Source organism: Enterobacter cloacae complex sp. 2022EL-00981, assembly GCF_028737495.1.
GTDB classification, from domain to species: domain Bacteria; phylum Pseudomonadota; class Gammaproteobacteria; order Enterobacterales; family Enterobacteriaceae; genus Enterobacter; species Enterobacter cloacae.
Genome location: NZ_JAQZRK010000009.1, coordinates 40915 through 57046, shown reverse-complemented (window position 1 = coordinate 57046; position 16132 = coordinate 40915). Strand labels below are relative to the sequence as shown.

General features: G+C 58.5%; 12 protein-coding genes and 1 tRNA gene. 10 read left to right on the top strand and 3 right to left on the bottom strand.

The features are described 5' to 3' along the window. Positions 1 to 110 precede the first annotated feature (110 nt). From PUZ33_RS10420 to PUZ33_RS10410, 3 genes are all read left to right on the top strand, one after another. Positions 111 to 1409, top strand: coding sequence for a serine hydrolase domain-containing protein (locus PUZ33_RS10420; protein WP_058681717.1), 1299 nt, complete (start codon positions 111 to 113; stop codon positions 1407 to 1409). A gap of 340 nt (positions 1410 to 1749) precedes the next feature. Further along, the gene (locus tag PUZ33_RS10415) at positions 1750 to 3048 is read left to right on the top strand and encodes an MFS transporter (protein WP_045292556.1); all 1299 of its coding nucleotides are present in this window, start codon (positions 1750 to 1752) and stop codon (positions 3046 to 3048) included. Between the two features lies 1 nt (position 3049). Next, the gene (locus tag PUZ33_RS10410; RefSeq protein ID WP_058681718.1) at positions 3050 to 3841 is read left to right on the top strand and encodes a substrate-binding domain-containing protein; all 792 of its coding nucleotides are present in this window, start codon (positions 3050 to 3052) and stop codon (positions 3839 to 3841) included. Here the strand turns inward: PUZ33_RS10410 and PUZ33_RS10405 are convergent. Continuing rightward, on the bottom strand, positions 3813 to 4715 hold the full coding sequence (locus tag PUZ33_RS10405; protein ID WP_058681719.1) for a LysR family transcriptional regulator: 903 nt from the start codon (positions 4713 to 4715) through the stop codon (positions 3813 to 3815). The genes PUZ33_RS10410 and PUZ33_RS10405 overlap by 29 nt on opposite strands. 384 nt (positions 4716 to 5099) lie before the next feature. Here PUZ33_RS10405 and mtfA point away from each other — a divergent pair, with 384 nt between their 5' ends. Continuing rightward, positions 5100 to 5897, top strand: coding sequence for a DgsA anti-repressor MtfA (mtfA, locus tag PUZ33_RS10400; protein WP_029881844.1), 798 nt, complete (start codon positions 5100 to 5102; stop codon positions 5895 to 5897). On the opposite strand, the gene PUZ33_RS10395 is transcribed toward mtfA, so the two are convergent. Then, on the bottom strand, positions 5894 to 7105 hold the full coding sequence (locus PUZ33_RS10395) for an MFS transporter (protein ID WP_058681720.1): 1212 nt from the start codon (positions 7103 to 7105) through the stop codon (positions 5894 to 5896). The two genes, mtfA and PUZ33_RS10395, sit on opposite strands and share 4 nt — an antisense overlap. Positions 7106 to 7243: 138 nt before the next feature. Here PUZ33_RS10395 and PUZ33_RS10390 point away from each other — a divergent pair, with 138 nt between their 5' ends. The 6 genes from PUZ33_RS10390 to PUZ33_RS10365 all read left to right on the top strand — a co-directional run bounded on the left by PUZ33_RS10390 (position 7244) and on the right by PUZ33_RS10365 (position 15454). After that, positions 7244 to 8986 (top strand): IucA/IucC family protein, encoded by a 1743-nt coding sequence (locus PUZ33_RS10390; RefSeq protein WP_058681721.1) that lies wholly within the window; start codon positions 7244 to 7246, stop codon positions 8984 to 8986. Next, a complete protein-coding gene (locus PUZ33_RS10385; protein ID WP_023620165.1) occupies positions 8986 to 9933 on the top strand; it encodes a GNAT family N-acetyltransferase in 948 nt (315 codons plus the stop codon). The genes PUZ33_RS10390 and PUZ33_RS10385 overlap by 1 nt, the downstream gene beginning before the upstream one ends. Further along, a complete protein-coding gene (iucC, locus tag PUZ33_RS10380) occupies positions 9930 to 11672 on the top strand; it encodes an IucA/IucC family protein (protein ID WP_072203716.1) in 1743 nt (580 codons plus the stop codon). The genes PUZ33_RS10385 and iucC overlap by 4 nt, the downstream gene beginning before the upstream one ends. Continuing rightward, on the top strand, positions 11669 to 12994 hold the full coding sequence (locus PUZ33_RS10375; RefSeq protein ID WP_062676648.1) for a lysine N(6)-hydroxylase/L-ornithine N(5)-oxygenase family protein: 1326 nt from the start codon (positions 11669 to 11671) through the stop codon (positions 12992 to 12994). The genes iucC and PUZ33_RS10375 overlap by 4 nt, the downstream gene beginning before the upstream one ends. 26 nt (positions 12995 to 13020) lie before the next feature. Beyond that, positions 13021 to 15210, top strand: coding sequence for a TonB-dependent siderophore receptor (locus PUZ33_RS10370; RefSeq protein ID WP_013097826.1), 2190 nt, complete (start codon positions 13021 to 13023; stop codon positions 15208 to 15210). Between the two features lie 168 nt (positions 15211 to 15378). Next, positions 15379 to 15454: transfer RNA gene (locus tag PUZ33_RS10365), tRNA-Asn, on the top strand. A gap of 149 nt (positions 15455 to 15603) precedes the next feature. On the opposite strand, the gene PUZ33_RS10360 is transcribed toward PUZ33_RS10365, so the two are convergent. Next, a complete protein-coding gene (locus PUZ33_RS10360; RefSeq protein WP_020687569.1) occupies positions 15604 to 15993 on the bottom strand; it encodes a RidA family protein in 390 nt (129 codons plus the stop codon). Between the last annotated feature and the right edge of the window lie 139 nt (positions 15994 to 16132).

Below are 16132 nucleotides of genomic sequence, written 5' to 3'. Positions count from 1 at the left end.
GCCTCCTCTCCCTTCATTCCGTTTTCGGGGGATTTTCCCCCATAACCCGTTTTTTATTATAGGGCGCGGCTTCTTAAACTGAAGCCCTTCCTGAACCAAACGAGATAAACATGAAAAACAAAACGTTAAACCGCAGCCTGCTTGCCGCGATGGTGGTCAGCAGCCTCTTATCCCCTGCCGTTATGGCTGCCTGTCACGGCACCGACCTCAACCAGTGCCCTGCGCCGTTTGACGCAACCCTTCCCGACACGCACAGCATGCTCACCTGGAGTCAGGCGGATCGCGTGGTGGGCTTTCGTAACGACTATCGCAACTACGCGGGCGATGTTTTCCGCCACGGAAAGGCCACACCGCTGCTGGCAGCAGAGAAACCGCTTACCGACGCCCGGTATCAGGTTAATGGCAAGACCTATACCCTCCAGGATTACGTGAAGCGCCAGAACGTCAGCGGCATGCTGGTGCTGAAGGACGGCAAAATAGCGTGGAAATATCTGGGTGAAGGCAATACCGATTCCACGCTCTGGACATCACGGTCGGTGGGGAAATCCGTGGTCTCTGCGCTGGTCGGGGTCGCCATCAAAGAGGGCAAAATCCACTCCCTTGACGATCTTATCACCCGCTACGAACCCGATTTAAAAGGCACGGCGTGGGATGGCGTGACGCTGAGACAGCTGATCACTCACACCTCTGGCGTGGCGTGGAACGAAGACTACACCAACCCACAGTCTGATTTCGCGCAGCTTACCGAATGCGAAGCGAAGCCGGGCACCTACGACTGCGTGCGTAAGCTGGTGAAGGGATTACGTCGGGAACACCCGGCCGGAGAGAACTGGTCCTATTCCTCGGGTGGCGCGTGGCTGCTGGGTGACGTGCTGGAGCGCGCCACCGGTATGACGCTGGCGGCGTACCTGGAAAAAAGCATCTGGCAGCCGTACGGGATGGCGAACGACGGCGTATGGCATGCCTACCGTAAAGGCCAGCACGATGTCGGCGCGCACGGCTTTAACGCCACGCTGGAAGACTGGGGCCGCTTCGGCGAATTTATCCTGCACAACGGTACGCTCCCTTCGGGCAAACAGATCCTGCCTGACGGCTGGGTAAAAGAGTCGTCAGACTGGACGCAGGCGAAAGGTTCCGTCTCAGACGCGCATCCGAAAGGGTTGTACGGCTATCAGTGGTGGAATAACGAGGTGCCCGCCACGGCAACAGACGTCAAGCCCGCGCCAGAGGATTCCCTGAAAGATTCACTCTGGGCGCTGGGGATTTTTGGCCAGATGATTATAGTGAATCAAAAGGAAAACCTGGTGATCGTCCAGTGGTCCACCTGGCCGCAGGCGGAGCCGTCTTTCAGCGCCCAGCCGCTGGAAGCGTCGCTGATGTTTAGCGCGATTGCACAGGCGCTGCGCTGAATAGAGCGCTCTGCCAGTTTTGCCCGGCGGCGCTACGCTTGCACGGGCCTACAAAATTCACAGGTCGGGTAAGCGAAGCGCCACCCGACAAGAGCAGCGGCTACTCTGCCCTTCTGCGCGATATCACAAAATGGCGATATCAGCCACTTAGCGAATTATGGTGAATGAAAAATCAATGAATTGTTAAGTTATTGTTAGGTATGTAAATCCCGGTCAACGTCCTGTCATTGATGTGCAGCACGCATCAGTTCATGCGTGATTTGCGCTTATTAATTTCCGTTTAATGCGCCAGTTTTCAGAAACAGACGGACAACACGTCAATAAAAAACTGGAGACGACCATGATTTCCTCAACCCCACCTGCAACCGTTCGCGCAAGAGCGGGCGCGATACTTCGCGTCACCTCGGGCAATTTCCTTGAGCAATTCGACTTCTTCCTGTTCGGGTTCTATGCCACCTACATCGCGCATACCTTCTTCCCGGCGAGCAGTGAGTTTGCCTCGCTGATGATGACCTTCGCCGTCTTTGGCGCAGGCTTCTTAATGCGCCCCATTGGCGCGATTGTCCTCGGGGCTTACATCGACAAGGTCGGTCGACGCAAAGGGTTAATCACCACCCTGTCGATAATGGCGGCCGGTACCTTCCTGATTGTGCTGATCCCCTCTTATGAGAGCATCGGCCTGTGGGCGCCACTGCTGGTGCTGGCTGGACGCTTGCTGCAGGGCTTTTCCGCCGGGGCGGAGCTTGGCGGCGTGTCGGTCTACCTGGCTGAAATTGCCACGCCGGGTCGCAAAGGCTTCTTTACCAGCTGGCAGTCCGGCAGTCAGCAGGTGGCGATTATGGTGGCCGCCGCAATGGGCTTTGCGCTGAACGCGATGCTGGAAGAGAGCGCCATTCGTGAATGGGGCTGGCGGATCCCATTTCTGTTCGGCTGCCTGATTGTGCCGTTTATCTTCTTCCTGCGCCGCAAGCTGGAAGAGACCGAAGAGTTCCGCACCCGCCGTCACACGCTGGCGATGCGTCAGGTCTTTACCACCCTGCTGGCGAACTGGCCGGTTGTGGTCGCGGGCATGCTGATGGTCGCCATGACCACCACCGCGTTCTACCTGATCACCGTCTATGCGCCTACCTTCGGCAAAAAAGTGTTAATGCTCAGCGCCTCCGACAGCCTGCTGGTGACGCTGCTGGTGGCCATCTCCAACTTTATCTGGCTGCCGGTGGGCGGAGCCCTGTCGGACCGCTTCGGCCGTAAACCGGTGCTGGTTGCCATGACGCTGCTGGCGCTGGCAACCAGCTATCCGGCCCTGACGCTGCTGGCGCAGGCACCGAGCTTCTCCATGATGCTGAGCGTATTGCTGTGGCTCTCCTTCCTCTATGGCCTCTATAACGGCGCGATGATCCCGGCGCTGACGGAGATCATGCCGGTTGAAGTGCGTGTTGCCGGTTTCTCACTGGCGTATAGCCTTGCTACCGCGATCTTCGGCGGGTTTACACCGGTCATTTCAACGGCCCTGATTGAGTACACCGGCGATAAAGCCTCCCCGGGCTACTGGATGAGCTTCGCGGCGATCTGCGCGTTGCTGGCAACGCTTTATCTCTACCGTCGCAGCGCGATGAGTCTGCAAGTACAGAGAGGATAATATGCGCACATTTGTACGTTCAGGCCTGACCGGGCTGGTAATACTGGCGACCAGCGCAGGTGCGCTGGCCCAGGAGGTGACGGTCATGATTTCAGGCGGTTTTAAGGCCGCGCTGGAAAAACTCGCCCCCCAGTATGAAGCCCGGACGGGCGACCATATCGTGCTGATCCCGGGGCCGTCGATGGGACAGACGCCGCAGGCGATCCCCAACCGACTGGCGCGCGGTGAAAAAGCAGACGTGGTGATTATGGTGGGTGATGCGCTGGCGCACCTGGCGAAGGACCGGATGGTCAAAGAAGGTTCGCGCGTTGAGCTGGCGGATTCGCCCATCGGCGTGGTGGTGAAAGCCGGCTCGCCGGTACCGGATATCGCGACCGATAGCGCGCTAAAACAGACCCTGCTTAAGGCCAGCGCCATCGCCTATTCCGACAGCGCCAGCGGCCGGTATGTGCAAACAGAGCTCTTCAAAAAGCTGGGGATTGAAGCGCAGGTAGAGGGGAAAGCGCACAAAGTGGAGCGCATCCCGGTCGCCTCTGAGGTGGCGAAAGGGAAATACGCCGTGGGTTTCCAGCAGGTCAGCGAGCTGTTACCCGTGCCCGGCGTGACGTTTGTCGGCAAACTGCCGGATAACCTGCAGTACATCACCCGTTTTGCCGGCGCGGTCACCGCCCACGCGGAGCACCCTGCCGAGGGGAAAGCCCTGCTGGATTATCTCGCTTCAGCAAACGCGCAGGAGACCATCACTGCCACCGGGATGATCCCCGTCACTCCGCGGCGCGATAACGCGCAGTAATGAGGGTTTCCAGCTCAGCGGCAATCCACGACTGAATACGCCCGCTGCGCCGGATCAGCCCGACAGTGCGTTTGACCTCGGGCTCGGTCAGCGGAATATGCGTCAGGAAGGAGTGCTCAGAGTGTGGCATTGACATGGCGGGGACGGCAGCAATGCCAATCCCCGCCTCTACCATTCCCAGCATCGTGGTGACGTGGCGCGTCTCGCAGATCCCCGGGCGCTCCGGCTTAATATGGCCGAGCATCTGATCGAGCAAATTCCGGTTCCCCGACGTAATGTCCAGGCTGATGTAATCCTGCTGATAAAAGGTCTGCCAGGTCAGGCTTTTGCGCCCTGCCAGCGGATGATCGCGACGACACGCGGCGACGTATACATCCTCCACCAGCGGAATAAAGGTGAGATCTGGCTGCAGGCTCCTCGCAAAACAGATACCAAAATCCGCCTGCCCGCTGGCCACCGCGTCAATGACGTTGCCCGCACTGCTGTCGATAAGCTTGATGCGCACGCGCGGATAGCGGCGATGAAACTGGCGGATCACCTCCGGCATAAAATGGCAGGCCGCCGAAGGCACGGTGGCAACGGTAATTAGCCCGGTACGCTCCTCGCTCACCTTGTCGATATCTGCCAGCATCGACTCCACGTTTTCCAGAAGCTGCCCGCAGCGGTCGGCAAAGGTCTGCCCGAAGAGCGTCAGCGTCACGCGCCGGGTGGTTCTGTCGAACAGTTTCGCGCCGACGGCGGTCTCCAGCTTTTCAATGCGGCGGCTTAAGGCGGACTGGGAGAGGCAGATAGATTCTGCGGCAATACGGAAGTTACCGTACTCCACCAGCGCTCTGAAGGCATAAAGATCGTTGAGGTCGAAATTGACGGGCATAGATTCTGGCAATCCTTAGCGCTTTCTGGAAACTCGAATATTCATAATAGCGACTTATGAATCAGAGAGGTACTAGCACCGCTTCAGGACAATAAGCAAATATCCGTGGAGAAGGCGCAGCTGATCGACGCGCTCGGGGAAATCAAACGTCGATAAACGCCCTGTGCCACCCGTTGTGCCATGTTTTCCGCTGGGGATCGTCTCAATGGGATTTTTGTCACTGAAAGGAAACGGGATAAGTGTTTGAATAATGGCAGAGGGCTGGCCTCTCCTGCCATTCCCGCATCTCTACGTTTTATAGTTGCCTTCATGCCGGGTTCTTTGGCATGTTAACGGAACCTGACCTTTCAATTTTGTTCACGTGACGAGTTTGCGAGCACAGCGATGATTAAGTGGCCCTGGAAATCAAATGACGCTGGTCAACATGTGGCGCTGCCGTGGGATGACGCGCTGGCGATCCCCGTGCTGGCCAACCTCCAGCCGGATGAACAGTCAAAGCTCATTCAACTGGCGGATCGCTTTTTGCAGCAAAAGCGGCTGGTTCCGCTGCAGGGGTTTGAGCTGGATGCACTTAAAAGCGCGCGTATCGCCCTGCTTTTCTGCCTGCCGGTGCTCGAACTGGGTATCGAGTGGCTGGATGGCTTCCACGAAGTGCTGATCTACCCCGCGCCGTTTATCGTTGATGACGAGTGGGAAGATGATATTGGCCTGGTGCATAACCAGCGCGTGGTGCAGTCCGGGCAAAGCTGGCAGCAAGGCCCCATCATCCTCAACTGGCTGGATATTCAGGACTCGTTCGACGCGTCCGGGTTTAACCTGATTGTTCACGAAGTGGCACATAAGCTTGATACCCGCAACGGCGATCGCGCCAGCGGTGTTCCGCTTATCCCACTGCGTGAAGTCGCCGGTTGGGAGCACGACCTGCATGCGGCGATGGAAAATATCCAGGATGAGATTGACCTTGTCGGGGAAAGCGCGGCCAGCATTGATGCCTATGCGGCAACCGATCCGGCCGAGTGTTTTGCGGTGCTGTCAGAGTATTTCTTTAGCGCCCCCGAGCTGTTCGCCCCGCGTTTCCCGGCCCTGTGGCAACGTTTTTGTCATTTTTATCAGCAGGATCCCCTGCAGCGTCTGCGCCAGAGTGAGGGTTCCGGCAGCACCGCCTCCCGACACGTCCACTAGGCCCCTGTTTCTGGGGTACGTTCAACCGACCGTACCCCAAAGCTCAAGGCTAAAAACAGCAGCGCCATTGCCCAGGCGGCCACGATTAAAAACGTTTCACCGAATGCGCGCGTCACCAGCGGCACCAGCAACGCGCTGACGCCGTAGCCCAGCGTATGGCTGGTGGCGATCACCCCCGCCCCTTTGCCTGTTGTTAACCTGTCGTTCAGCAGCAGCTGATAGCCGGGCGTTGCCATCGCCGCTCCCAGCGAGGTAATGACGATCCCCACATAGAACAGCGCCACATCCGCGAGACACATCACCCCAAGCCCGACCACCATCAACACCGCTGCCAGGCAAAGTAACGTCATCGGGCGAAAGTGCTGCGGACGCACTACCAGAAACTGGGCTGCGAGCGTTGCCAACGCGGCCAGGCTCAGCAGCAGCGCAACGTGATGGCTGATTTGTGCCGCATTGCCGTCCAGCAACGGACTGAGATGGGATGACAGACCAAGCTGCATCAGGCTCACCAGTGCGGCAAGCAACAGCGCCAGCATAAGATAAGGCAGCATTGATGCCTGCAGCCGCGTCGCCTGTTGCGCCACTGGCGGTAAAGGCGGATCGGCCACTTCACGCAGCACCAGCAGCAGGGCGATAAACGGAGCCATAGCCATCAGCCACAGCGGTGCCACCGGGTTAACGCTGAGCATCAGCGCTGCCAGCGGCGGCCCCAGCAGACGCCCGCAGCTGAGGCCCGAGCTTATCGTCGCCAGCGCGGCCATTCGTTTCTCCAGACCCGCACGCTGAATGGCCCACGTCTGAGCCGCCGGCACCAGACCAGAGACCGTCAGGCCGTACAGGGTGCGCGAGAGGATAAGCCCTGCCAGCCCCCATGCGGCATTGAGCATCCCGTTAGCCATTGCCCAGACCACCAGCGCCATGACGAAGAAACTTGCCAGATAGCCGCTCAGCGAGGCCAGCATCACACTTTTGCAGCCGTGCCGCTCGCTCTGGCGTCCCCACCAGGGCGAAGCCGGTAAAAAGAGCATCGAACCGAACATCAACAGACCCGCCCAAACGGAGAGCGATAGCCCGGTCATCGTGACCAGCTGCGGCAGCATGACCAGCAAACCGTTTTGCCCAATCCCCAGTAAACCGGCACACAACGCCAGGGGCCAGTTCGCTTTCGGGGTGAGATTGTCGGTCAGAGTGTCGGAAAGTGAGCGCATAGAATTGTGAACATAGTGTCAATAAATGTGTGGAAATCATGAAGTTTATGAAAACAAATATTGCAAAAATAGTTGCGACTGTAAACAGAATGAATATCATAACGAGAATTATTATCAGTCATGGAATGAGGTACATCTATGCGTACTCTGCCCCGCTCTGCCGGTACAGACGTTGCGGCCCAGTGTTTTTTAAACGCCCTGTTGCGCGAAACGAAGGACTGGCGCTATCTCCCCGCTACCGCTGCGGATGAGCTATCGCAGATCCATATCCCGCTCTCGCAAACCCAGGCCATCCGGGTTTCAGTACACTATTTCTCCCCAACCCAGCATCATCAGTATCGCTTCCCGGCAATGCTCATCCAGACCGACAGCGACCGTAGTGACGCCGTCACTTTCCCTCAACTGATTGATTTAATTCTTGAAAAACCCGATGTAAAAGGCTCACTGGATGCCGATACGCTGACGCGTTTTAAGCAGCGCGCCCTTGAAAGCCATGCCCATACCTGGCAGGCGATCGACTTGCGTCACCGCTGGGCAAACCTGCGCGACACGCCGCTGACGTTCGCCGAGGCGGAACAGGCGCTGCTGGTCGGCCACGCATTCCATCCGGCCCCGAAGTCACACGAGCCGTTTAACGAAACCGAAGCCCGCCGCTATTTGCCCGATTTCGCCTCCCGCTTTCCGCTGCGCTGGTTTGCCGTTGAGAGTGAACTGATCGCTGGCGAGAGCCTGAACGTCTCCCTGCGCGAACGTCTGCTGCGCTTCGCAGCCCAGAGCGCCCCTGAACTGCTCGGTCATTTCACCGACACCCGCTGGCTGCTGCCGATGCACCCGTGGCAGGCGGAGTACCTGCTCGGTCAGGACTGGTGCCAGCGACTGGTGGCGAAGGGAGCCTTGCAGGATCTGGGCGAAGCGGGCGCGCAGTGGCTGCCCACCAGCTCCTCCCGCTCGCTGTACTGCGAAACCAACAGCGACATGATTAAGTTTTCCCTGAGCGTGCGCCTGACCAACTCGGTGCGCACGCTGTCGGTGAAAGAGGTTAAGCGCGGGATGCGTCTGGCGCGTCTGGCGAAAACGGCGCGCTGGCAGGAACTCCAGGCGCGCTACCCGACCATGCGCGTGATGCAGGAAGACGGCTGGGCGGGTCTGCGTGACGAAAGCGGCGTCATTCAGGAAGAGAGCCTGATGGCCCTGCGCGTGAACCTGCTGTTTGATACGCCGGATACGCAAACCAACGTGCTGGTGAGCCTGACGCAGGCCGCGCCGGACGGCGGTGACAGCCTGCTGGCGGCTGCGGTCCGCCGTCTGAGCCAGCGTCTGGATCTCCCCCTTGCCCAGGCCGCGCGCTGCTGGCTGGACGCCTATTGCGACCGCGTTCTCCTTCCGCTGTTCAGCGCCGAAGCCGATTACGGTCTGGTCCTGCTGGCACATCAGCAAAACATTCTCGTTGAGATGCAGCAGGACTTCCCGGTCGGGCTTATCTACCGTGACTGCCAGGGCAGCGCCTGGACCGAAGGGGCCGACGCGTGGCTGAAAGAGGCAGGTGAAAGCGAGGTGGAAAACCGCTTCGGCGAGAGCCAGCTGCTGCGCTACTTCCCCTATTACCTGCTGCTGAACTCCACACTCGCCGTCACCGCCGCCCTCGCTGCCGCAGGTTTCGACAGCGAAGAGAGCCTGATGTCACGGGTGCGTGACGCGCTGGCCAGCCTGCGCCAGACCGCGAAGCAGACCCGCTGCCTCGACTACGTGCTGGACAGCCCGACCTGGAACTGTAAAGGCAACTTTTTCTGCTACCTGCACGATCGCAACGAAAACACGATTGCCGATCCGGCAGTGATCTACTTCGACTTTAGCAACCCGTTTTACAAGGAGAAGGCGTGATGGCTAACGCGAATATCGTCCATTCCGGCTACGGCTTTCGTTGCACCGCAACGGACACGTCCTTGCCGCTAACCTTAGGCCTCGACGGCAGCGCGGTGCTGGAGCGCCTGCGCGATATCCCGGACGGCTGGCTGGTCGAGGCGCTGGATCAGCTGTTTGTCGCCGCACCGGCACTGACCGGCATCACGCTGCCGTGGGCAGCCTGGCAGGATGAACCACAGGCGCAGGCGTTATTCGCGCTTGCCAGCGGCGATTATCTGGCCCGTGAGACCTTCTGGCAGCTGCCGCTGTGGCTGCAGGGGGAGCGTCCGCAGGCCAGCGGTGGCATGCAGTTCGATGAGAGCCGTCAGCTTTACTTCCCGCAGCGCCCTCACCGTCCGCAAGGGGAAGTCTATCGCCGTTACGATGCGCAAATTAAACGCACCCTGAGCTTCCGCGTGGCCGACGTGGCGCTGGACGGTGAGCGTTTTACCCAGTGGATGAACAACCCGCGCGTTAATGCGTTCTGGGAGATGGCCGGTCCTCAGGAAGAGCAGGAAAACTACCTGCGCCGTCAGCTCGACTCGACGTACTGCTATCCGGTTATCGGCTGCTTTGACGATCAGCCGTTCGGCTATTTTGAACTCTACTGGGCCGCAGAAGACCGTATCGGACGCCACTATCGCTGGCAGCCGTTTGACCGTGGGCTGCATATGCTGGTCGGCGAAGAGAACTGGCGCGGCGCGCAGTATATCCGTAGCTGGCTGCGCGGTCTGAGCCACTATCTGTGGCTGGATGAACCGCGCACGACGCGCATTGTCGCTGAGCCACGTTTCGACAATCAGCGCCTGTTCCGTCATCTGGCTTCTGCCGGTTTCGACACCGTTAAAGAGTTCGACTTCCCGCATAAACGTTCGCGCCTCATCATGAGCGAGCGTCACCGCTTCTTCAGCGAGGTGGGACTGTGAACGCACTCTGGCAAAAAGTGAACCGGGAGATGGTGGCGAAGATCCTCGCCGAGCTGGAATACGAACGTACCCTGAGCGCCGAGCCGCTGGCTGCTGGCCGCTGGCAAATCACCATGGGCAGCGAAACATGGCAGTTTCGCGCCACGCGCGGCATCTGGGGCTGGTTACATATCGATCCCGCCAGTCTGACCACCACCAGCGGTGCCGCCGTGGAAGCGGAAAGCGCATTTTTGCAGCTGGCGACGGTGCTGGAGATGAGCGACGCACAAACGGCAGAGCATCTGGAAGATCTTTACGCCACGCTGCGGGGCGACATGCAGTTGCTGCAGGCGCGAGAGACGCTCGATGCCGACGCGCTTATTCATCTCGACCCGGACGAACTCCAGTGTCTGATGAGCGGCCATCCCAAGTTCATTTTTAACAAGGGACGCCGCGGCTGGGGCCTGGATGCGCTGCGCCAGTACGCGCCGGAATACCGTGGCCGTTTTCGCCTGCACTGGGTTGCCGTGCAGCGCGAGCATCTGGTCTGGAGCAGCGATGCCGATTGCGATATCAACACCCTGCTGGCCAGCACCATGGACAGTGCCGAGCGCGCGCGCTTTGACGCCCGCTGGCAGGCGCTGAAGCTTGACGACAGCTGGCTGCCGGTGCCGCTGCACCCGTGGCAGTGGCAGCAAAAAATTGCCGTCCATTTCCTGGCCCAGCTCGGGCGCGGTGAGATGGTAGAGCTGGGGGAATTTGGCGATGAGTATCTGGCCCAACAGTCCCTGCGCACGCTGACCAACGCCAGCCGCCGCGCGCCGTATGACATCAAGCTGCCGCTGACCATCTACAACACCTCCTGCTATCGCGGCATTCCGGGTAAGTACATTGCCGCCGGGCCGCTGGCTTCGCGTTGGTTACAGCAGCAGTTTGCCAGCGACGCCACTCTCACCCGCTCTGGCGCGCAGGTGCTTGGCGAACCCGCCGCCGGATATCTGGCGCATACCGGTTACGCCGCATTACCGAAAGCGCCCTATCGCTATCAGGAGATGCTGGGTGTGATCTGGCGCGAAAACCCGTCCTGCTATCTGCAGGACGGCGAGCAGGCGGTGCTGATGGCGGCGCTGATGGAGACCGACAACGCCGGACGCCCGCTGATTGACGCGTGGATTGCCCATTCCGGATTAACCGCCGAAGCCTGGCTGGAAAAACTGTTCGATGCCACGGTGATCCCGTTCTATCACCTGCTCTGCCGCTACGGCGTGGCGCTCATCGCCCACGGCCAGAACGTGACGCTGGTGATGAAAGACTACGTGCCACAGCGCATTCTGCTGAAGGATTTCCAGGGTGATATGCGGCTGGTTGATGAAGATTTCCCGCAGGCGGAAAGCCTGCCGCAACAGGTGAAAGCCGTCACGGCGCGCCTGAGCGCGGAGTACATCATCCATGATCTGCAAACCGGCAACTTTGTGACGGTGCTGCGTTTTATCTCGCGTCTCACGCAGCAAAGCGGCGTCAGCGAAACCCGCTTCTACCAGCTCCTGGCGCAGGTTTTGCGCCGTTATATGGCCGCGCATCCGGATCTTGCAGAACGTTTCGCGAAATTCGACCTGTTTAAGCCGCAGATCATTCGCGTGATCCTCAACCCGGTCAAACTCACCTTCTCCGAACACGACGGTGGCAGCCGCATGCTGCCGAACTACGTCTGCGATCTCGATAACCCCCTTTTTCTGGTCTCCCAGGAGTCAGCGCAATGAAAACGTATGATTTCATCGGCATTGGTATTGGCCCGTTTAACCTCAGCATCGCTGCCCTTGCAGAGGGGCTGGACGGATTCAGTTCACTGTTTCTTGAACGTAAGCCGCATTTCTCCTGGCACCCGGGGATGATGGTGCCGGACTGCCACATGCAAACCAGCTTCCTGAAGGATCTGGTCAGCGCCGTGGAACCGACCAACCGCCACAGCTTTCTGAACTACCTGGTACAGCGTAAAAAGTTCTACCGTTTTCTGACCACCGAGCAGCGCACCGTCTCCCGCGAGGAGTTTGCTGATTACCTGAGCTGTGCGGCGGAAAACCTCACCAACCTCGCCTTCAGCCAGCAGGTGCAGCAGGTGAGTTTTGATGAGAAAAAGGGCCTGTTTGAGGTAGTAACCCAGCGCGATCGCTTCCTGGCGCGCCACGTCTGCGTGGGGATTGGTAAACAGATCAACCTCCCCGACTGCGTGACCGCACAGGATGACAGCTGCTTCCATGCCAGCGAGATGATGCTGCGCACGCCAGATTTGGCGGGCAAACGGGTGACCGTCGTTGGCGGCGGCCAGAGCGGTGCCGATCTGTTTTTGAATATCTTCCGCGGGGAGTGGGGTCAGCCGCTGAGCCTGAACTGGGTGTCGCGCCGCAACAACTACAACGCCCTGGATGAGGCCGCGTTTGCCAACGAGTATTTCACGCCGGAGTATGTGGACAGCTTCTCCACACTTGGTGAAGAAGCCCGTCGGCAGATGCTGCACGAGCAGAAGATGACCTCTGACGGTATCACCACCGAGTCCCTGCTGGCGATTTACCGCGCCATGTACCACCGCTTTGAAGTGCTGCGTGAAAAACCCTGGGCGCACCTGATGCCGTCCCGCTCGGTAACCGCACTCACGCGGCTGCAAAACGGGCAACGCCTGACGCTACAGCATCACCTCGACGGTGGCCGTGAACAGCTGGAGAGCGACGTGGTGATCTTTGCCACGGGCTACCGCGCCGCGCCGCCTGCGTTTCTGGCGCCACTCTCTCATCGTCTGCACCTGGATGCCGACGAAGCTTTTCACATCAACAACGATTTCACCCTTGAATGGGACGGCCCGCAGAGCAACCGCCTGTTTGCCGTGAATGCCGGGATGCACCGTCTCGGTATTGCCGAACCCCAGCTCAGCCTGATGGCCTGGCGCGCTGCGCGAATTCTCAATCGCGCGCACGACGACGAGCCGTTTGAGCTGGCTACTACCCCCGGCGTGATCCACTGGCGTAGCACCACCAGCACGGATAACAGCCAGGTTTTTAAACCATTAGCACAGACCACCGAGTACTGACACACACAATCAGGATCAACATAACAATGAAACGTTCTCATCTTTGGGTTTTAAATCCGTGCTTGCTTGCCATGCTTTCGACCTCTGCGTGGGCAGAAGAACAAAAGGAAGAAAATATCGTTGTCTCCGCCAGCCGCGCACACCGCAGCGTGGCGGAGATGGCGCAGACCACCTGGGTTATTGAGCGTGCGGAAATTGAGCAGCAGGTTCAGGGCGGGAAAGAGATTAAAGACGTGCTGGCGCAGCTGATCCCGGGCATGGACGTCAGCAGCCAGGGGCGCACCAACTACGGTATGAACCTGCGCGGTCGTTCAATGATGGTGATGGTGGACGGCGTGCGTCTGAACTCCTCCCGCAGCGACAGCCGTCAGCTTGACTCTATAGATCCGTTCAACATCGACCGTATCGAAGTGATTTCCGGCGCTACTTCACTGTACGGCGGCGGCAGTACCGGCGGCCTGGTGAACATCGTCACCAAAAAAGGTCAGCCAGAGACGGAAGTCGAATTCCAGACCGGGGCAAAAAGCGGGTTTAACAGCCACAACGACCACGATGAGAACGTGTCGGCGGCGGTCAGCGGCGGCAATGATAATGCGTCTGGTCGCCTGTCCGTTTCTTATCAGCGTTACGGCGGCTGGTATGACGGCAACGGCGACGAGGTGATTATCGATAACACCCAGACCGGCTTACAGTATTCGGACCGTATTGATGTGATGGGCACTGGCACCATCAATATTGACGATCATCAGCAGTTGCAATTAACCACCCAGTACTACAAGAGCGAATCCGATGGCAAACACGGCCTGTACCTCGGGAAGAACTTCTCGGCAGTAACAGGTGATGCCACCGCCTATAACAAAAACAACCTGGATTCTGACCGTATTCCCGGTACCGAGCGCCATCTGATTAACCTGCAGTACTCTAATACCGATTTCTGGGGTCAGGACCTGGTCGCGCAGATCTACTATCGTGACGAGAGCCTGACCTACTACCCGTTCCCGACCCTGAGCAAAGGGACGGTGACCAGCATTGGTGCCTCCCAGCAGAAAACCGATTTTTACGGCGGCAAGCTGACGCTGAACAGCAAGCCGGTGGATGATTTGACGCTCACCTGGGGTGTGGACGCCGACCATGAAACCTTCGATGCCAACCAGCAGTTCTTCGACCTGAGTAAAGCGGCAGCGAGCGGCGGCATGAAGCTGGACAATGCGTACAACGTGGGGCGTTATCCGGGTTACAGCATTACCAACCTCGCCCCGTTCCTGCAGGCGAGCTACGACATTGACGCCATCACCCTGAGCGGCGGCGTGCGTTACCAGTACACTGAAAACAAGGTGGATGATTTTGTTGGCTACGCCCAGCAGCAGGCCATCGCCACCGGGAAAGCCACCTCAGCAGACGCGGTGCCGGGCGGGAAGACCGATTACAACAACTTCCTGTTTAACGCCGGGATCCTTGGCCGCCTGACCGAACAGCAGCAGCTGTGGTTTAACTTCTCTCAGGGCTTTGAAATTCCGGACCTGGCGAAGTACTACGGCTCCGGCACCTATCAGCTTGTCGACGGGCACTATCGCCTGCTGAATAGCGTGAACGTTAACGACTCGACGCTGGACGGCATTAAGGTTAACGCTTACGAGCTGGGCTGGCGCTACACCGGCGATAACCTGCGCACGCAGGTTGCCGCGTACTACTCGCTCTCGGATAAAACCATCACCATCAACAAAACCGATATGACCATCAACCTTGAAGACGACAAGCGTCGTATCTACGGGGTGGAAGGTCAGGTGGACTATTTCTTCACCGACAGCGACTGGAGCACCGGCGCGAACTTTAACGCCATTAAGTCTGAAACCCGTGAAAACGGTAAATGGGAGAAGCTGACGGTAGACAGCGCCAGCCCGTCGAAAGCCAGCGCCTGGGTCAATTGGGCGCCGGGCGACTGGACCCTGCGCGTGCAGAGTACCCAGACCTTTGACGTCTCTGATGCCGACGGTAAGAAGATCGATGGCTATAACACGGTAGATTTCCTGGGCAGCTACGCCCTGCCGGTGGGTAAAGTGAGCTTCAGCGTGGAAAACGTGCTGGACAAAGACTACACCACCGCCTGGGGACAGCGCGCACCGGGGCTGTATAGCCCAACGTATGGCGCACCGGGTCTGTATACCTATAAAGGCCGTGGCCGCACGTTTGGTCTGAACTACTCCGTGCTGTTCTAAACAACTGCGCCGCCTGCCCGCGGGCGGCGCATCCTGCTGTGTAATTTCACCGCAAATTTGCTATAAAATCAGCGATTTGCTGAAATTGTCGGCAAACGATCAAAAAGGGTGTTTTCACCCTTTGACAAGCCGAACCGAGGTCGCTACTATGCGCCTCGTTCACACGATTCCTCTGTAGTTCAGTCGGTAGAACGGCGGACTGTTAATCCGTATGTCACTGGTTCGAGTCCAGTCAGAGGAGCCAAATTTGAAAAGCCTGCTTTTAAAGCAGGCTTTTTGCTTTTGTGCGTTCGGAAAATTTGCCGGGTGGTGGCTTCGCCTTACCCGGCCTACGGGACTGTAGGCCCGGTAAGCGCTGTCTTATCTTTCGACTGGCGCAAAGACCCCTGACGCTCACGGCAGCCTGGCAACCACCTTAATCTCGAACTGGAATCCGTACAGCCACGTTACGCCGATCCCGGTCAACGTTGGGTAAGGCGCTTCCCCCCAATATTCTGGCAGGATACTCCAGATAGCGTCGAGGTTTGACTCGGGATCGACGACAAAAAGGGTAACGTCAACCACGTCATCGAACGTGCAGCCCGCAGCGGCGAGGACAGCATTAAGATTATTGAATGCCAGCCTGACCTGCGCTTTTAGATCGGGCTCAGGCGAACCATCCTCACGGCTACCAACCTGCCCCGAGACAAACAAGAAACCGTTAGATTTGATGGCCGGTGAATAGCGATTGCGCTCATAGAGCGCCTGGCGTCCTGAGGGAAAAACTGCTTCGCGTGCTGTCATATTTACACCTTTGCAATGGGGCGAAATCTGCCCAATGAACTTAAAGACACTTTACAGGTGCAGGATCGGGCGGATAAACAAGCGACTTTGTCCATCATTGTTTGTAATATCCAAACAATCGGTGAAAAGAGAGGATAAG

Coding starts and splice junctions, on each gene's coding strand:
- PUZ33_RS10375 (WP_062676648.1), top strand. CDS start 11,669: ATGAAAACGTATGATTTCATCGGCATTGGTATTGGCCCGTTTAACCTC.
- PUZ33_RS10360 (WP_020687569.1), bottom strand. CDS start 15,993: ATGACAGCACGCGAAGCAGTTTTTCCCTCAGGACGCCAGGCGCTCTAT.
- PUZ33_RS10420 (WP_058681717.1), top strand. CDS start 111: ATGAAAAACAAAACGTTAAACCGCAGCCTGCTTGCCGCGATGGTGGTC.
- PUZ33_RS10390 (WP_058681721.1), top strand. CDS start 7,244: ATGCGTACTCTGCCCCGCTCTGCCGGTACAGACGTTGCGGCCCAGTGT.
- PUZ33_RS10410 (WP_058681718.1), top strand. CDS start 3,050: ATGCGCACATTTGTACGTTCAGGCCTGACCGGGCTGGTAATACTGGCG.
- PUZ33_RS10395 (WP_058681720.1), bottom strand. CDS start 7,105: ATGCGCTCACTTTCCGACACTCTGACCGACAATCTCACCCCGAAAGCG.
- PUZ33_RS10415 (WP_045292556.1), top strand. CDS start 1,750: ATGATTTCCTCAACCCCACCTGCAACCGTTCGCGCAAGAGCGGGCGCG.
- PUZ33_RS10405 (WP_058681719.1), bottom strand. CDS start 4,715: ATGCCCGTCAATTTCGACCTCAACGATCTTTATGCCTTCAGAGCGCTG.
- PUZ33_RS10370 (WP_013097826.1), top strand. CDS start 13,021: ATGAAACGTTCTCATCTTTGGGTTTTAAATCCGTGCTTGCTTGCCATG.
- PUZ33_RS10385 (WP_023620165.1), top strand. CDS start 8,986: ATGGCTAACGCGAATATCGTCCATTCCGGCTACGGCTTTCGTTGCACC.
- mtfA (WP_029881844.1), top strand. CDS start 5,100: ATGATTAAGTGGCCCTGGAAATCAAATGACGCTGGTCAACATGTGGCG.